This is a genomic window from Streptomyces sp. KM273126 (assembly GCF_004337435.2).
Lineage (GTDB): Bacteria > Actinomycetota > Actinomycetes > Streptomycetales > Streptomycetaceae > Streptomyces > Streptomyces acidicola.
Genome location: NZ_SJXB02000001.1, coordinates 2,508,688 through 2,525,652 on the forward strand (window position 1 = coordinate 2,508,688; position 16,965 = coordinate 2,525,652).

The 16,965-nt window shown below is 72.3% G+C and carries 12 protein-coding genes and 2 pseudogenes; 7 read left to right on the plus strand and 7 right to left on the minus strand.

Going from position 1 to position 16,965, the window contains the following annotated elements; all coding sequences use genetic code 11:
* Positions 1-28 precede the first annotated feature (28 nt).
* Positions 29-295 (plus strand): hypothetical protein, encoded by a 267-nt coding sequence (locus E0500_RS10760; RefSeq protein WP_258572733.1) that lies wholly within the window; start codon positions 29-31, stop codon positions 293-295.
* A complete protein-coding gene (locus E0500_RS10765) occupies positions 292-744 on the plus strand; it encodes a hypothetical protein (protein WP_131572134.1) in 453 nt (150 codons plus the stop codon). Before E0500_RS10760 ends, E0500_RS10765 begins: the two co-directional genes overlap by 4 nt.
* Positions 745-805: 61 nt before the next feature.
* Here the strand turns inward: E0500_RS10765 and E0500_RS10770 are convergent, their stop codons facing one another.
* The 5 genes from E0500_RS10770 to E0500_RS10790 all read right to left on the minus strand — a co-directional run bounded on the left by E0500_RS10770 (position 806) and on the right by E0500_RS10790 (position 5,799).
* Entirely contained in the window at positions 806-1,177 is a 372-nt protein-coding gene (locus tag E0500_RS10770) for a peptidase inhibitor family I36 protein (RefSeq protein ID WP_131572135.1), read from the minus strand.
* Positions 1,174-1,725, minus strand: coding sequence for a hypothetical protein (locus E0500_RS10775; protein WP_131572136.1), 552 nt, complete (start codon positions 1,723-1,725; stop codon positions 1,174-1,176). The genes E0500_RS10770 and E0500_RS10775 overlap by 4 nt, the downstream gene beginning before the upstream one ends.
* A 123-nt stretch (positions 1,726-1,848) precedes the next feature.
* The gene (locus E0500_RS10780; RefSeq protein ID WP_181586951.1) at positions 1,849-2,499 is read right to left on the minus strand and encodes a hypothetical protein; all 651 of its coding nucleotides are present in this window, start codon (positions 2,497-2,499) and stop codon (positions 1,849-1,851) included.
* 148 nt (positions 2,500-2,647) lie between these two features.
* The gene (locus E0500_RS10785; protein WP_131571880.1) at positions 2,648-5,098 is read right to left on the minus strand and encodes a dolichyl-phosphate beta-glucosyltransferase; all 2,451 of its coding nucleotides are present in this window, start codon (positions 5,096-5,098) and stop codon (positions 2,648-2,650) included.
* On the minus strand, positions 5,095-5,799 hold the full coding sequence (locus E0500_RS10790; protein ID WP_131571879.1) for a GntR family transcriptional regulator: 705 nt from the start codon (positions 5,797-5,799) through the stop codon (positions 5,095-5,097). The genes E0500_RS10785 and E0500_RS10790 overlap by 4 nt, the downstream gene beginning before the upstream one ends.
* Before the next feature lie 337 nt (positions 5,800-6,136).
* Here E0500_RS10790 and E0500_RS10795 point away from each other — a divergent pair, with 337 nt between their 5' ends.
* The 3 genes from E0500_RS10795 to E0500_RS10805 all read left to right on the plus strand — a co-directional run bounded on the left by E0500_RS10795 (position 6,137) and on the right by E0500_RS10805 (position 11,208).
* Complete coding sequence (locus tag E0500_RS10795; RefSeq protein ID WP_181586952.1) at positions 6,137-9,697, plus strand: NACHT domain-containing NTPase; 3,561 nt, start codon at positions 6,137-6,139, stop codon at positions 9,695-9,697.
* A gap of 173 nt (positions 9,698-9,870) precedes the next feature.
* Complete coding sequence (locus E0500_RS10800; protein ID WP_131572171.1) at positions 9,871-10,404, plus strand: RNA polymerase sigma factor; 534 nt, start codon at positions 9,871-9,873, stop codon at positions 10,402-10,404.
* Positions 10,405-10,416: 12 nt separating this feature from the next.
* On the plus strand, positions 10,417-11,208 hold the full coding sequence (locus tag E0500_RS10805; protein WP_131572170.1) for a hypothetical protein: 792 nt from the start codon (positions 10,417-10,419) through the stop codon (positions 11,206-11,208).
* A 47-nt stretch (positions 11,209-11,255) separates the two neighbouring features.
* Here E0500_RS10805 and E0500_RS10810 read toward each other — a convergent pair whose 3' ends face one another.
* Positions 11,256-11,699 carry a hypothetical protein gene (locus E0500_RS10810; RefSeq protein ID WP_131572169.1) on the minus strand — a complete coding sequence of 148 codons (444 nt, stop codon included), beginning with the start codon at positions 11,697-11,699 and terminating at the stop codon, positions 11,256-11,258.
* Between the two features lie 225 nt (positions 11,700-11,924).
* Between E0500_RS10810 and E0500_RS10815 the strand changes: the two are divergent.
* Positions 11,925-13,939: pseudogene (locus tag E0500_RS10815) on the plus strand (serine/threonine-protein kinase).
* 129 nt (positions 13,940-14,068) lie between these two features.
* Positions 14,069-15,478 carry a M20/M25/M40 family metallo-hydrolase gene (locus E0500_RS10820; protein ID WP_165935277.1) on the plus strand — a complete coding sequence of 470 codons (1,410 nt, stop codon included), beginning with the start codon at positions 14,069-14,071 and terminating at the stop codon, positions 15,476-15,478.
* A gap of 565 nt (positions 15,479-16,043) precedes the next feature.
* Here the strand turns inward: E0500_RS10820 and E0500_RS10825 are convergent.
* Positions 16,044-16,800, minus strand: a pseudogene (locus tag E0500_RS10825) (SLATT domain-containing protein).
* Between the last annotated feature and the right edge of the window lie 165 nt (positions 16,801-16,965).

Below are 16,965 nucleotides of genomic sequence, written 5' to 3' on the forward strand. Positions count from 1 at the left end.
GGTGGTATACCAGCAGTATACTTTCCTCATGGCTGACACCACGATCAAGGTCGAACCCGCTGTCCGTGACCGCCTTCAGGAGCTGGCCCGGGAGCGCGGGATCAGCATGCGGGACCTCGTGGCGCAGTTGGCCGGGGCGACGCCGACCAAGGAAGAGCTGCGCGAGCGGTACGAGGAAACCAAGGCGTACGTCGAGGAGCACTTCCTCGGCAGGCCGTACACGGAAGAGGACGAGAAGGCCGGCGAGAAGCTGTGGGCCGACCTGGAGGCCGGGCGCATTGGAGAGGTTCAGTGACCAAGGAGGAGCGGTATCCGCTGCCGCGTGCCGTCATCTTCGACGACACGGCCGCCCTGGCGCTCGGCGCGGGGAACAGCATGGCTTCGCGGCTCGTCGTCGAGGCCGAGAAGGACCCGGCCCTGCGGGTGTACATCCCGGCGCTCAGCCTGGCCGCCGCCGAGCTTGAGCGGGCGGGGGTCGCGGAGCATGTCGGGGCCCTGCCGTCCGTCAACATCGAAGGGCTCGACTTCGCGGCGGCGACCGCTGTGGGCAAGCGCCTGCGGACGGCAGCCGCCGAGGACGAGGAGCAGGGCGGCAAGGAGGAGAACGACTGGAGCGGCGCCCACGTGTTGCACCTCGCCCTGCCCACCGTCGACTGGCCGCGTGGTCGTCCCGTCCTGACCAGAACGCCCACGCGGTACCGCGGTACCGGTATCCGTACGATCCGCATCGTCGAGCAGCACTGACCGGACCCCATGACGAAGGGCGCCCGCCGAGCGGGCGCCCTTCACGCTGCGGGGCCCTGGGCTAACAGCCCACCGCCCACGTGTGGGAGCCGCCCCGGTCGTTCGCGCCCGCGTTGTAGCCGATCTCCTGGCCGGGGGCGAGGCAGAGGGTGACGCGGCCCGTGAGTTCGCGGCCCGAGTAGATCTTGACGTGGTCGGGGACGCCGGGGCCGGAGACGCCGTGGTTGGCCCACGAGGAGTCGTAGTGGTACATGTCGCCCTCCCACCAGCGGTCGTCGCCGCTGTGCTCGATCTTCAGGCCGTTGAAGTTGGCGTCGGTCCAGACGCAGAAGTAGCCGCTGCGGCAGGGCGCCGCCTGCGCGGTGGCCGACGTGGCCAGGACGGCGCCCGTGGAGATCACGGCGGCGGCGAGGACGGCGGTGAAGCGGTTCATGCGTGAGTGGTTCCCTTCGGTGACGGGTCGGTGCCGGTGGCGAGAACGGTCTTCGCGGACTTCAGGGCGCGGGCGCGCAGACGGCGCCAGTCGGCCAGTTCGGCGCGGTGCCGGTGGCGGACCTCGGCGAGGGTGCTGTGGGTGTGCGCGGCCTCGGGGCGGAGGTTGTTGACGATCGCCGAGGTGCGGAACCAGCGGCGCTGGTCGCCGTACAGCCGCTGCTGCGCGGCGGCCAGGCAGCCGTCGGTGTGGCCGCGGACCACGTAGCCCGTGGGCAGGCGCACGGACAGCTCCGTCCTGCCCGCGCCGAACAGGGCGTCCGAGACGCGCTGTTGATCGGCGGCCGGGGCCGGTCTGCTTCCCGGCTGCGGAGGTGTGAGGCCCTGGCGTCTGAGGCAGGCGTCGATGAGGTGCCGGGTGGCAGCCTTGATGACGTCGTCAGCGGCCGGGCGGGAGGGCGGCGGGGCGCTCGTGCAGGCGGTCAGGCCGCCGGTGAGGAGCAGGGTACCGGCGGCGAACGCCACGGTGAGAGTGCCGAGTCGGCGCATGAGGAGACCCCGCAATTACGGAAGGTGACGGCCTGGTGACCGTGATCTCCCCTGCGGTTTCCCCAGGTATGCGACATGTCCCCCGTTCAGGTGATCAAGGGGCTGCGGTGGATTCGCCGAGACTCAGCTGAACACGATCATCGACCCCTGGGCCAGGCTCCGCGTCACCGCGGCGTGGAGCCCCAGCCACACATGCCGTTCCCGGGCGAAGGGGCTGGGGTCGTACGGAGCGGGGACGGCCGGCTCCTCCAGCTCAGTGGGGGTGAGGGGCGGGTCGGGGGCGGCCGGTGGGTTCGCCGGGTCGATGCCGATCGAGGGGGCGACGAGTTCCAGCTCCCGGAGCAGGGAATGGGAGGAGCCCAGAGGGCCGCCGCCGGCCAGCAGCTCGTCGCTGGCGAGGGGGTGCGGGAAGTCCACGGGTACGTACGCGCCCGCGTGGTCGTAGTGCCAGACCAGGTGCGACTGCTGGGCCGTCGTCTCGAACATCTCCAGCAACTGCTCGTAGTCGCCGCCCAGTTCGTCCACCGGGGTCACCGGGAGCCCGCACACCTGGAGCAGGTACGCCCGCCGCAGGAAGTGCAGCGCGTCGTAGTCGAAGCCCGCGACCGGGGCCACGTCACCGGACAGGCCCGGCATGTACTGGTACACCGGCACCGGTGGCAGCCCGGCCTCGCCGAGCACCTTGTTGTAGAGCGCGAGCTCCTCGGCGAAGGGGTTGTCGGGGGTGTGGCACAACACGTCGACGAGCGGGACCAGCCACAGGTCACAGGCCAACAGAAAGCTCCTCGCTTAATGGACGAGTAACGGACGGGTAGCGGAAGACAGCAGGGCAGTCATTTCGGCGGGACGCGCAATTCGGTGCACAGTGTGCACAGTGGTCAGGGAAGCGTAATGGGTGGGGGCTGCGAAGACCCCCCTTGTGTCAGCCCTCTTCGTGCAGGTCCCATACCCATACCCCGCCGACCCACTTCCCCGGCCGGCCCACCAGCTTTTCCACGGCTTCGCGCAACTGCGCGTCGTATCCCTGTGGGGCCAGCACGAGCGCGCCCGCCTTCCAGTACGCGAAGTCCTTGCGTGCCTGGGCCCGCCAGTTGTCGCCGATCTCGGGTACGACACCCGAGTACCGCACGTCCCGCAGCAGGTTCGAGGTGTAGCGGGGCGAGGCTCCGTAGATGCCGATGCGCTCCTCGCCGTACGGGCCGTTGAAGTAGCCGCCGGGGATACGGAACTCCAGGTGCGCCGCGGTCTGCCAGTGCAGGGCCTCCGCGTTGCCCGGGTCGGGCAGCGGCACCGGTACGAGGGTCTCGCCCTTTGCGGTGTCGACGTACGACTTCCACATGCCGTCGGCGATGAAGGCCGGTACGTCGGGCCGCTCCACCGACTTCAGCGGGGCGGGGACGATCGGGATCAGGGCGGCCGCGACCGCCGTGAGGCCCACGAACTGGGTGCCGATGTGCGGGGACTTGACCAGGGCGTCGATCGCGAGCGCCAGCAGGATGCCCAGCACGGGTGCGCAGATCATGGCCACGCGTCCCTCGATGACCGACTCGAAGAGGGGTTTGTCCGACAGCAGTGCCCACGGGCCCGGTATCACCGTGTCCGTCAGCGGGACGGGGATCTTCGGGCCCAGGGACAGCAGTGCCGCGACGACGCCCGTGAAGGCCAGCGCCTTGACGACGGTCCGCTCCCACAGGCCGATCACGATCGCGAAGGCCAGCGCGGCCAGCGGCCAGCCGTAGAAGGCGTTCTGCTCGGTGGGGTTGAGGGACAGGGCGCTCGCCGTCGCCTCGTTGCCCGCGACCAGGGAGCGTTCCGCGAACGAGAACAGCGCGAGGGGGCTGTTGCCCGCGTTGTCGCCGTGCAGGACGCTCTTGTAGCTCTGCGGGCCGAAGAACTGCCAGGCCAGCGGGAAGGCGACCAGGGGGAGACAGAGCAGAAGGCCCACCCCGAGGCCCTTGAACAGCGGCCGCCAGGACTCCTTCGCCACATCCCGCCGGGCCAGCGCGTACGCGACCGCGAACAGCAGCATGCCCATCGCGGCGAGCAGCAGCGGCTCCTCGCCCAGGAAGATCTGGTACGTCGCCATCAGGCCGAGCACGATGCCGTCCCGGCGGACGCGGGCGCCCTCGCACAGCCGCAGCGCCCGGTCGATGATCAGCGGCATCATGAACAGGACGATGAAGTTCGGGTGCGCGTTGGCGTGGCTGACCATCGGCGGGGCGAAGGTCGCGAGGGCGGCGCCGGTGAAGGCCGCGCCCCGGTGTCGTACGACGCGGCGGACGATCAGCCAGTACCAGGCCGCCGCCGTGGCGGTCAGGCCCAGCGTCATCGCCAGGCCCAGGGATATGGCCGGGCCGAGGGTGAGGGTGATCGGGGTGAAGGGGACGGACACGCCCAGCATGACCGTGTTGGCCATGAGGTTCACGCCGTCGGGGAAGCCCTGGAGGGTGGTGAAGAGCGGGTTGCGGAGATGGACGACGTTGTCGGCCGTCACCGCGAAGAACCACTCCCACTGGTTCTGGTCCTGGAGGGAGTCCGGCAGATAGCGGTGGTTCGGGTCGATCCAGCGGCCGGCGTACAGGAGCACCGACATCAGCAGGAACGCGAGGACCGCGAGGAGGTCGGCGCGGCGGACCGAGCGGGCCTTGAGGGCGGTGAGTTCGCCCAGGACCCGGGCGTAGTCCCAGGGGCGGATCTTCGAGCCCGACTGGTGGGCCCAGCGGACCGGGACCTCGGCGACCGGCCAGCCGGAGCGCCGGAAGTACTGGAGTATCTCGATGTCGATGCCGAAGCCGTCGAGCCGGGAAGCGGCGAAGGCCTCGCGCGCCCGCTCGCCGTCGAACAGCTTGAAGCCGCACTGTGTGTCGCGGATGCCCGGCACCGCGAGGCCGCGTATGAGGAAGTTACCGGCGCGGCCGAGGGCCTCGCGCACGGGGTGCTGGTGGCGCTCGATGGTGGCGCCCGGTGTGGCGCGCGAGCCGATCGCGGCCGACTGCCCGTCGGCGAGCGCCTTGTCGAGGTGCTCCAACTCCTCGATGGGGGCGGCCAGGTCGGCGTCCGTGACGAGCACACGGCGCCCGTACGAGGCGCAGACACCGAGGCGCAGGGCGTGGCCCTTGCCGCGGTTGCGGGGACTGGTGACCAGCTGGACGCGGGGCTCGGCCTCGGTGGCGGCGGTGACGACGTCACGGGTGCCGTCGGTGGAGCCGTCGTCGACGACGATGACCTCCCACGTGGTGCCGTCGCCGGCTTCACGGAGGTGGCCGGTGATCGCGTCGAGGGCGCGGCCGAGCCGCTGCTCCTCGTTGTAGGCGGGTATGACGACCGAGAGGTCCACCTCGTGCGAGCGGGGCCCGCGGGTCTTGCCGCTCATCCGGCGGCCAGGCGTTCGACGAGGGCGAGGCAGTGGGCGTTGTGCCCGGCGACGATCTCGTGTGCGGCCTTCGCGTCGCCGCGGGCCAGGGCGTCGACGAGTTCGGTGTGCCGCGCCCACAGGAGACCGCGCAGATCGGGCAGCCGCCGCAGGTGCTGGACCGCGCACACCCAGGCCTGCACGAGCAGCCGGTGCAGGAAGTCCGCGAGGTAGGGGTTGCCGAACAGGTCGCTCAACTCGCGCCAGAACCGCAGGTCGTAGCCGATGAGGACGGTCAGGTCGCCCGCGGTGGCGGCGCGCCGGGCCTCCTCGCCGCGACGGCGCACCCCGGCCAGCACAGTGGTGGTGCGGGAACCGGTGTCGTACTCCTTGTCGGCGCGGAAGATGCCGCCGATGACCATGCTGCGGGCCTCGATCATCTCGCGGTAGTCGTCCAGGGAGTACTCGTGGACCTGGAAACCGCGGTGCTGCACCGCGTCCAGCAGACCCTGGGCCGACAGGTCGACCAGCGCCTCGCGGACGGGCGTCGCGGAGACGCCGTACTGGTCGGCGATCTCCTTCACGGTGAACTCCTGCCCCGGCTGGAGCCGGCCGGCCAGCACCTCGTCGCGCAGCGCGTCGGCGAGCTGCTGCCGCAGGGTGCTGCGGGTCACGGTGCTGTTGCCGTTGCGGCTCGGCGTGCTGCCACCGGTGCCGGGCATGGTCGGGGCCCTCCCCTTTCGTGTACGGGTACGTGTTCGTGTGCGGTTACGTGTTCGTGTGGCGGTACGTACTTTTCTACGAGCACGCCACCTTACGCGTTCGGGGTTGCTCCCAGGATGAACGGTGTGCCCGGCGGGGGCGGCGGTGTCATGGGCAAGTCCTTGAACGCTTTCTCGAACGCTTGACGCGAAGTCAGGAAACGGTGCCGTCCACGCGTCACAGATCTGCAACGCGGGTCAGGAAGGCTTGTTGGGGCTGGTTCGCCGCGTGACGATGAGTAGCGGGGCGGCGACAGTGCGGCCTTGTGGGGGACGGGGCGGCGGAGGAGAGCGGGGCGTGGCCCAGCGACCGGTCGACGAGGTGCACGGGAAGAACGAGATCTCAGGCGGGCGCATAGGCACCGCGGTGCAGGCCGGCAAGGTGGACCAGGTGGTGATCCACGAGCGCCACTCGCCCGTCGTCGGCTATCTCGTCGCCGCGGTGAGCGGCGCGGCCATGGCGGTACTGGTGTACTTCGTCCTCGCCGCGTCCCCGCGCCTCTCGTGGCCCTGGCCGGTCCCCAGCAGCTACGGGACCGCCGCGGTCGTCGCAGGGGTCGCAGCGCCCCTCGCCGTCCTCGGGTTCGAGGTCCGCCGCCGTGTCCGGCGCCGCCGCAGCGCGCGCCGCCTCACGGACGACGAGCTGCGGCGCACCGCCGACAAGCTGGCACATGCCCTGGCCACGCAGTACGCGCGCGAGGCGGAGCTGGGCCGGATCCACGACCCGCTGGCGCTGCCGGTGCGCTGGGTCCCCGCGGACCCTGGCCTCGGCGACCATGTCGAGAACCTCGCCGACGGTCCGCACGGGGGCGGCGGCCTGCTGCGCGAAGGAGAGTTCGGCGCCGTCGCGGAACAGTACGCGCGGCTGCCACGTGGCCGCCTCGTCGTACTCGGCGCGGCCGGAGCCGGGAAGTCCGTGCTGGTCCTGGAGCTGGCGCGGGAGCTGTTGAAACGGCGCGGCGCGTCCGGCCGGGTCCCGGTCGTCCTGCCACTGTCCCCCTGGAACCCTCGTGAGCACGCCGACCCGTGGAAGTGGGCCGCGGGGGCACTGGCGGAGGCGTGGCCCGAGGCGCTGGCCGACGCCGGCCTGCCGCCCCGCGATGTGGCCCGGCAGCTGATCGGTGCCGACCTCGTCCTGCCGATTCTCGACGGCTTCGACGAGCTCCCGCCCGCCTTGCGCGTCGACGCGCTGCGCAGCCTGCACGCTCTGCTGAGCGGTGACCAGCACTTCGTGATGACGAGTCGTACGCGCGCCTACCGCGAGGCCGTCGAACAGACCGACCTGCGGCTGCCGGGCACTGCCGCGATCACCCTGCGGACGCTGAGCCTGGCCGATGTGGCGGGCCTGCTGCGCCGCTCCAGCCGGACCAGGGCCGGTGGGCGGACGAAGTGGGACCCGGTGCTGGACCGGCTGGCCGACCCGGGAGCGGCAGGCACGCGGGAGGTCCGTCGGCTGCGCACGGTGCTCGGCAATCCGCTGATGGTCTCCCTCGCCCGCACGGTGTACAGCGACACCGTCGCCGATCCGGCCGACCTGCTCGACGCCGACCGCTTCCACAGCGTACGGGCGTTGGAACGCCACCTGCTGAGCGCGTACGTCGATGCCGTGTACGGCGCCGAGTCGCTCCGCGGTGACCGGACGCGATGGCCGGCCGCCGACGCCCGGCGCTGGCTGGCTTATCTCGCCCATCGACAGCGACAGCAGGGAAGGCAGGACATCGCCTGGTGGCGGATGGGCCACCTGGCGCCCCGCTGGGCCCGGCTGGTGCTCTCCCTGCCCCTCGCCGTGTGTGTGGCGGCGGCGGTGGCCGCGGTGCAGCTGGCGTGGGAGAAGCGGCTGCCGCTGTGGGCGGTGGCGGCCGGCGGGGTGCTGGCGGCCGCCACCGCCGAGTGGCTCGTGGTCGACGACGACAAGGACGCGCCGGCGCCACAGCGGCTTCAGCGCCCGCGGCGTGCCGTGTTCCGCGAGGTCCTGGGCGGGCGGTGGGCGCGCATCGCCACGGCCCTGGCGCTGCTCCTGCCGCTCGGGCTGTGGGGAGCGGCCCTGGTCGGCGCCGTCGAGGAGGGAACGGCTGTCTCGTGGACGCTGGTGTCGGCGATGCTCGGGCTGTTCGCGCTGCGCAGCGCCGTGCGCCGCCCCGCCGACCCGGAGAGCCGTACGCCGCGGGCCCTGCTCCGCGACGACCGGAGAGCGGCCCTGCTGCTCGGACCCGTCGCGCTGCCCAACAGCGACGGAGTGCTGTCGGGGCACAAGGCCGTGCTCGGCGCGACCGCCCTCGTGGTGGGGAGCTGGAGCCTCGGCCGCGGCGCGGAGCTCATGAGCTCCTGGCACTGGCTCCTCCTCCTGGCCCTGGGCATGGCCGCGGCCACGGTGTGGAGCGTCGCGGCCTCGGCCTGGGCGCGCTATGGCGTCGTCCGCTGCTGGCTCGCGTGGCGCGGGCTGCTGCCGTGGCGGCTGACGCACTTCCTGGAGCACGCGCTGGAGCACGGCGTCCTGCGCAGCAGCGGCGGCTACTACCGCTTCCGCCACTTGGAGCTGCAGAACGAACTGGCCGACTCGGTCGACGCGGCCTCTTCGGCTTCGTCGGACCTTTTGGCTCCCTCGGCCGCTGCGGTTCCTTCGGCCCTTTCGGCCTCCTTGGCCGCTTCGCCTGCCGGACCACGACGGTCGGTCCGACCGGCGGTCCGGGCGACGTCGATTCTCCTGGCGCTGCTCGCGCTTTCCGCGTCCGTGGTGCTGTTCCAGACGACTGGTACCGCCACACTCCCGCCCGTTCCGGTCCGCACTCTGCCCTCCGCCTGCGACCTGCTGCGCCCGCAGGATGTGCGTCCGCTGGTGAGCAAGCCGGTGGTGCTGCGGGACGTGCCTGCCGCCCCGAGGGAGAACACTGGGCACGGGGTGTTCGCGCAGTCCTTCCAGGCGGCTCTGCGGCAGCCCGTCGACAGTTGCACAGTGGCCGAGCAGGATCCCTTCCGGCCGGATGTGGTGGTCACCGCCTTCGTCGGCCTGGGGCGGGGAGGGGACATGCGGACGGGGGTGGAGGCGGCACGGCAGGCGGCCATGCCTGCGGACTCCCGCTTGTACGTCACCGGCTCCGGACAGCCCGTCGCCGACCCAATTGCGCAGCGGCTGGCCAACGCCTACCAGTCGGCCGTGGGCTACGCGACCGCCCGGGTGGACAACGCCGTGGTCGGCGTCGTGGTCAACAGCCAGTTCGGCAGCACCAAGCAGGTGGAGCAGGCCGCCGAGATCATCGCCCGCGGCATGCTGCACCGCGCCGGACTCGTCGCCCGGAGCGACGGCCCCGGTCTCGCCGACGTACCGGAGACCGAACCGCCCAAGCAGTCTCGGCTGACCGCGTATGTGCGCGGCCGCACGGCTCGGCTCACCCCCGAGACCTGGTCGGGCGGGGAGGCGTCGGGCCTGACCGTGGCCGACTTCCGTGAGCGGCACGTGTGGTTCGTGCTGCGCACGCCGCGCTTCCTGGAGTGCGGGGAGTCCAAGGCCGGCGACGACGAGACCGCTTGGCGCTGCACCGTGGGGAACGGAAAGGACCGGTTCACGATGGACATGGTCCTGAGTACGTGCCGTGGCTCGTGCTCCGACAAACGCGTTCAGGAGTTCTTCCGCGCCCGGCCCGAGCCGTGGGTAGGGGACTGGCCCCAACACGACAGGTGGACCAACTACCGCACCCCGGAACCGCATCGCGCCCAACTCGGCCGGATGTTCACCTCCGGTAAGGGAGACGACCTCGACACCCACCTGATGTGGTTGGACATCACCGCTCCGAAGGGCAGTCCCGAGCTTGCCGAGAAGGTGCTCAACGACGCGTTCGCCCAGACCGGCGGGCGGTCCTAGCCGGGAAGCGCGTGCGCGATCACGGGACGCCCACGCATCCGCATCCGTATCCGCAGCCGCAGCCGCAGCCGCAGCCGCATCGCATCCGCATCCGCATCCGAATCCGTTTCCGTGAGCCTGTTGCACATGAGGCAGTGGTGGACACGTAGGGGCAGACGCTACGGAAGGAAGCCATGCCCATCGATACCGAAGCCCAGTTCACGGAGGTGTACCGGGCTCACTACGAGGACGTGCTGCGCTTCGTGCGCCGTCGTGCACACCCGATGAACGTCGACGACATCGTCGGAGAGACCTTCCTCACCGCGTGGCGCCGACGGCGCGAGCTCCCCGAGGAGCCGCGGCCCTGGCTGTTCGGCACGGCACGCAAGGTGATGCTCAACGCGGGCCGCGGCATGCGCCGGCAGACCGCGCTCGTGGTGCACATCCAGCAGGTCGTCGAGACCGGCTCCCACGACCGGACGGTCGACGCCACGGCCCAGGTGGACAGCCGGATGGAGCTCGTCGCCGCCTGGAAGTCACTGCCGCCGGCCGACCAGGAAGTCCTCGCGCTGCACGTGTGGGAGGGACTCGCGGCCAAGGACGCGGCGAAGGTCCTCGGCTGCACCCGCGCCGCCTACGCCATGCGCCTCACCCGCGCCAAGCGGCGCCTCGCCGGACAGCTCACGTCCGCGCATTCCCCCTCGCCCGCCCTCGCCCCGACGCACTGAACAGGAACCCTCATGAACAACGACCTTCGCTCCCGTCTCGCCGAACTCGACGCCGCGCCGCGCCGCGAACCGTCCGCCGCCGACATCGACCGTGAGGAGCGGCTGCTGCGGACCGTCCTCAGCGACACCGGGCGGCCCGAGCGGTCGGCCGGTGCCGTGTTCCGCCGCCCGCTCGTGCGGCGTCTGGCGTTCACGGCGGCCGGCGGCGTGCTCGCCGCGGGCGCGGCCGTGGTGGCGGTGACGGCCGGCGGCCTGTTCGGCATCGGCGGCTCCGGACCGCTGTCCTCCGCGGAACTGGCCTCCTGGACCAGCACACCCCACAGCCTGAACACCGACAGTGGTGAAGGCTCCAAGGTCGAGAAGCAGTGCCTGGAGTTCACGAAGGACTTCGGCGACGCCGGTTCACGGCCCGAGATCAGCAACGCGGAGATCCGCGGATCCGTCGGCTCCATGATCATCACGCGGGCCGGTGACGCCACGTACTGCCTGATGGGTTCGGACGGCTCCGGCATCGGGATGGCCGTCTCCGACGTGGCGAAGCTCCCCGCCGACCAGATCGACCTGGACACCTACGGCTCCCGGGGCGAAGGCTCGGGACTGCTCAACTACGCGCTCGGGTCGGCGGGCTCCGACGTCAAGGAGATCACCCTGCAGGACCGCGGAAAGACGATCCACGCCCTGGTGCAGGACGGCCGGTGGACCGCCTGGTGGCCGAAGGGCCACCCCGAGGGCCTGATCACCGGCACGTTCACCCTCACCCTCAAGGACGGCACGACCCGGACGGTCGAGGGGGACGCACTGTGAACCAGGCGCCCGGCGACCGGCCCGGAGAGCGTCCGGCGGCAGGGCTTTCAGCAAGCCGCTGAGCGGCGCAGGCAGCGGAGCAGGACCACGAGGTGGGCGACATCCTCATCGGCCAGCCGGCAGCGCGGGCAGTCGCCCGGGTCCGGCACCCGGTGCTCGCAGGGCCCGGCGTCCTCGGCCCGGAACGCCTCCTGCGGCACATGGCGAACGCGCTTGTCGCGCTCGGGGAGGGGCGGCGCGGTCCGCTCTCGGTCCTCCTGTGACGGCGACGGCGACGGCGGCGGCGGCGGTGACGGTGACGGTGGAGCGGCGTCGACGACGTCCCGGATGTGCGCCTCCCGCTCCTCGCGTGTCGCGCGCCGCTCAAGGCCGGGGCGTGGACCGGCCGTTGTCTGGTGGCCAGTGCCGTGGCCAGGGGTGTGGCCTGTGCTGTGGCCGGGGATGTGGCCTGTGCCGTGGCCAGGGGTGCGGTGCGGCTTTTCCTTGATCATCGGTGCCTCCCGTCGTCTGGGTGCCTCCTGGCGGGTATCGGCTCGCGGACAGGGGGACCTGAGACACCAGAGCCCTGTGCGATTGGTGTGTTCGACCGGGCGGGGTCGGTGCGGCCGCGCCGTTCCCCGCTGTTACGGAACCGTCGAAGCCGCCCACCTCACCTCCCCCGAACGCGGCACTATCCTCGGTTTGTTGCACACGCATGGGGGGAAGGTGGCGCGACGATGGAGAAGCTGGGCGCCGGGGATCCGCAGCGGATCGGTGCGTATCGGCTGCTCGCGCGGCTGGGCGCGGGCGGGATGGGGCACGTGTACCTGGCCCGGTCGGACCGGGGCCGTACCGTCGCCGTGAAGCTCGTCCGGCAGGAACTCGCCGAACAGGAGGAGTTCCGGGCGCGGTTCCGGCAGGAGGTGCAGGCCGCGCGACGCGTCGGCGGGTACTGGACCGCCCCGGTCCTCGACGCGGACACCGAGGCCGCCATCCCCTGGGTGGCCACCGGGTACGTCGCCGGGCCGAGCCTCCAGAGGGTCGTCGGGCACGACCACGGGGCCCTGCCCGAGCGGTCCGTACGGATCCTCGCGGCGGGGCTCGCCCACGCGCTCAAGGACGTCCACGCCGTCGGGATCGTCCACCGCGATCTCAAGCCGTCCAACGTGCTGGTGACCATCGACGGGCCCCGTGTCATCGACTTCGGGATCGCCCGCGCCCTGGAGACGGTCACCGACGGCGGGCTGACGCGCACGGGCGCGCTCGTCGGATCGCCCGGGTTCATGGCGCCCGAGCAGGTGCGCGGGGACCGCATCACGCCCGCGTGCGACGTCTTCTGCCTGGGCTCCGTCCTCTCGTACGCCGCGACCGGCGCACTCCCCTTCGGGAGCGCCAACTCCGGTGTGCACGCGCTGATGTTCCGCATCGCGCAGGAGGAACCCGACCTGGAGGCCCTGCCCGAGGGGCTCGCCGACCTCGTACGGGACTGCCTCCGCAAGGACCCCGCCGCCCGGCCCACGCTCGATCAGATCCTGGACCGCATAGGCGCCGAGGACACCGTCCTGGACGGGCGCTCCCTGGACCCGTGGCTGCCGAGCGCCCTGGTCGCCCAACTCGGGCGGCACGCGGTGCGGTTGCTGGACACGGAGAACCCGGAGGAGACGGGCGGAGAGGAGACGCGGGGACCGGGGGCAGACGGACCGGAGACCGGCGGACCGGAGACCGGCGGATCGGAGGCGGGCGGATCGGAGGCGGGCCGGGGAGCGGCACCCGCCGCCCCACCCGCGCGCGGCGCGTCCCCGGAGCACGCCCCCACCCCGGAGGCGTCCCCGAACACGCCCCGGCCCCGCCCCCGCCGGGGCAGCCGGGCGTGGGCGGACTGGACCGGCTGCCCACGCAGATCGCGGGCCCCGCGCAGGCGCCCCCGCCGGCGATGCCGCCCCCGCCGTACGGCTACGCGCAGCAGCACCCGCAGCCCGCCGCCGGACACGGGCCTCCCGGATACAGCCCGCAACCCGCCGCAGGAAACGTCTCTCCCGGATACAGCCCGTACGGACCCGTCATGGGGTCGACCCCGCCCTACGGCCCTCCGGCAGGCTCCTTCGGGCCGACTCCCCCGTACGGTCCGGGTGGCGCCCACCCGCAGCCCGAGCCCGCGCACAGAAACGGCCGCTCCACGGCGGCGCTCATCGCGGTCGCGCTGGTCGTGGCGCTCGCGGCGGGCGGTTCGGTGTACGCGCTGATGCGGGACGGCGCCGGCCAGGACGGCCACGGCAAGGCGTCCTCTACGACGAGCGCGCCCACGACCGAGGGTCCGAGCACGTCCGGGCCCTCGACCCCGCCGAGCACCGGGAATCCCACCACCCAGAACCCCACCACCCCGGCCCCCGAGGACGGCGCGATCCCGGCCGAGTACCTCGGTACCTGGAACACGAGCATCGACAACGCCGCCGGGCACAGCACACGCCGCCTGGTCATCCGGCAGGGCGAGGTCGCCGACACGGTCCTCTCGCTCACGGCGGACGGACCGGTCGGGAGCGGCACGTACCACTGCGTGTTCAAGGCCGAGCTGGCGGCGGCCCCGAGCGGCGGCGGCCCGCTGAGGATCGGCCCCTCCACCGTCGCCGTCGGCGAACCGGCGTCCTCCTGCACCCCGGGCGCCGCCTCCGAGGTCACGATCCTCTCCGACGGCCGTCTGCGCCGTGTGAGCACGGACTCGGGGAAGTCGCTGACGTTCACGAAGGCGGACTGAAGGCGGACCGAACGCGGACTGAAGTCCGATCCCTCACGACCCGTCAGACCCGTGAGGCACCCTTGCCCCAGCTTGACGCGTCCACAACGATGACACCGTTGGCACGCCCCGGCTGCTCGCGGAGGACCCATGCGCCCCATGCGCCCCAGCAGGAGAACGGTTCTGACGGCCACCGCCGCCGCGGGGGTGGCGAGCGCGGCCACCCCGGCCACGGCCGTGGCCGCCGCGGACGGAACCACCGACCGACCGCCCGCGACCGCGCAACGGCCCTCCCGCGAACTCCGCGCTCTGCTCGGGGAGATCGACCCCGACCGCATCGAGGCGACCGTCCGCAAGCTGGTCTCCTTCGGCACCCGCCACACCCTCTCCACCCAGGACGACCCCGTCCGCGGCATCGGTGCGGCACGTGACTGGATCGCGGCGGAGATGCGGTCGTACGCGGCGGCCTCCGGCGGCCGGATGACGGTGGAGCTCCAGTCGTACATCCAGGAACCGGCCAGCCGCATCCCCGTGGCGACCCGCATCACGAACGTCGTCGCCACGCTGCGTGGCTCGGTCACACCGGAGAGGGTGTACGTGGTGTCGGGGCACTACGACTCGCGGGCGTCGGACGTCATGGACGCCACGTCCGACGCGCCCGGAGCGGACGACGACGCCTCCGGGGTGGCCGTGGCCATGGAACTGGCCCGGGTGATGGCGCGGCGCCGGCCGGCCTCGACGATCGTGTTCGCGGCGGTGGCGGGGGAGGAGCAGGGGCTGTACGGCGCGGCGTACATGGCGCAGCAGTACAAGGCCGCCGGTACGGACGTCCAGGGCATGTTCACCAATGACATCGTCGGCAGTTCGACGGCGGACGACGGGACGCGTGACCCGTACACGATCCGGCTGTTCGCGGAGGGTGTGCCGTCCTCCGAGACACCTGAACAGGCGGCGGTCCGCCGCTCGGTCGGCGGGGAGAACGACTCGCCGTCCCGTCAACTCGCCCGTTTCGTCCGGGATGTGGCGGACAACGACGCGACGGGCATGCGGGTGCGGGTGATCTACCGCCGTGATCGTTACCGCCGGGGCGGCGACCACATCCCGTTCCTCGAACGCGCCTACCCCGCGGCCCGCTTCACGGAGCCCGCCGAGGACTTCGCCCATCAGCATCAGGACGTGCGGGTGGAGGACGGCAAGCGGTACGGCGACCTCCCGGAGTTCTGCGACTTCGCGTTCACCGCGCGCGTGGCCAAGGTGAACGCGGCCGCCCTCTGGACGCTGGCCCAGGCCCCCGGTACTCCGCGTGACGTGAAGGTCGTCACGTCCACCCTCACCAACGCCACGGAGCTGACGTGGACCAGGGGGGCCGAGCCCGATCTCGCGGGCTACGAGATCGTCTGGCGGGAGACGACGGATTCCGAGTGGACCCATGTGATTCCGGCGGGCGACGTCACGTCGCACGAGGTGGATCTGTCCAAGGACAACGTCTTCTTCGGCGTACGGGCGGTGAACCGGGCGGGCTTGCGGGGCCCGGTGGCTTTCCCGGCCCCCCAGACCTGACGGGCCCGGCCCTGCCTGGCCTGGCCCTCCCGGGCCGGGGCTTCGAGGGGCGGGCGGGTTTTCTCGCCCCCGCCGCCCCTACCCGTCCCATCCCCAGGGGCTCCGCCCCTTCGACCCGGGCCGAGCGGGGCTGCGCCCCTTGGACCCCCGGTTTCGGGGCTGCGCCCCGGACCAGTCCCTCAGGGCTCCGCCCCCGGCCCCTCTTCGGGGCTCTGCCCCGGACCCTGTTCGGGGGCCGGCCCCCGGACCCCGCTCCTCAAACGCCGGAGGGGCTGGAATGTGCGGGCGGCGCTGGAAGGTGCGGGGTGGGGCTGGAATGTGCGGGCGGCGCTGCAATGTGCGGGCGGCGCTGGAATGTGCGGGCGGGCTGGAATGCGCAGGGTGGGGCCGGGCTTTTGTTGGCCGGGGCTGAAAGCCTCCGGCTGGGGTTTCCGGCCGAGGCCAGGCACCCCCAGCCTGTCCGGCGTTTGAGGACGAGGCCGTTCAGGCCGACAAGCGGGGGTCTGGGGGCGGCAGCCCCCAGGGAAGGATGGGACGGGTAGGGGCGGCGGGGGCGAAAAAACCGCTACCGCGCCTCCGGCGGCCGCTGGCGCGGCATGTTCGGGCGGGCAGCCCCCGGCGCCATGGGAAGTCGCCCGTTCGGAGACGTCTCCGAACGCCCCGCACCCACCCCCGCCGTCTGGATACCCAACGGCGCGGCCCCCGTCCGGAACTCCACCATCCACCCCGCGGTCTCGGCCCGCACAAGCTCCGTGACGTCCTCGGAGAACCTCCGCAGCACACCCAGACACCGCTCCGCCGCCTCCGCGGCCGTCCCCTCCGTCGGCCCCAGCACCTCCCGCACACTCTCGGAGGCCCAGTCGAACTGCAGCATCTGAAGCCGGCGCTGCACGGCCTGAGCCGTGGCGACGTCCCGTATCCAGCCGGACGTGACCCCGAAGAACCGGTCCCCGGCCACGCAGGCGGCGGCCAGCAGCAGCGACAGATAGCCCCAGGGCGCCACCCCGCCCATCACCCCCGTCAGGTCGAGCAGCGGCAGCGCCGCCCCGGCGACGGCCCCGCACGCGGCGCCCGCACGCAGCACCCGCGCCCCCCGCCGCTTCCAGACCCGGTCGGCCAGGTACCACGTCACGGTCTCCAGCGCACTTCGCTCCACCCACCGGTAGAGCTCCTCCAGCCGCTCCGCCGGCTCCCCCAGTCACCCGTCGGGAACGGCTGTCCGGCCAGATCACGGCCCCCGCCCACAGCCCCGCGCCGTCGTCCCGCCCGTCGCCCCGCCCTTCCTGGGACGTTCCCTCGGGCTGCATCTCCGGCTGGCTCACCCCGGCACTCCCTACTGCTGCTGACGGCTGCTGCTGACGACACTGCTGCTGAACGACGCCGACACAACAGCCGACGGGACGTAACGCTCCGTGGCACGAGGAGTACCGCATGGTGCGGAAACGCCACACCTTTCTCTCCGCACCCGGCCGCCCCTTTCCTAGCGC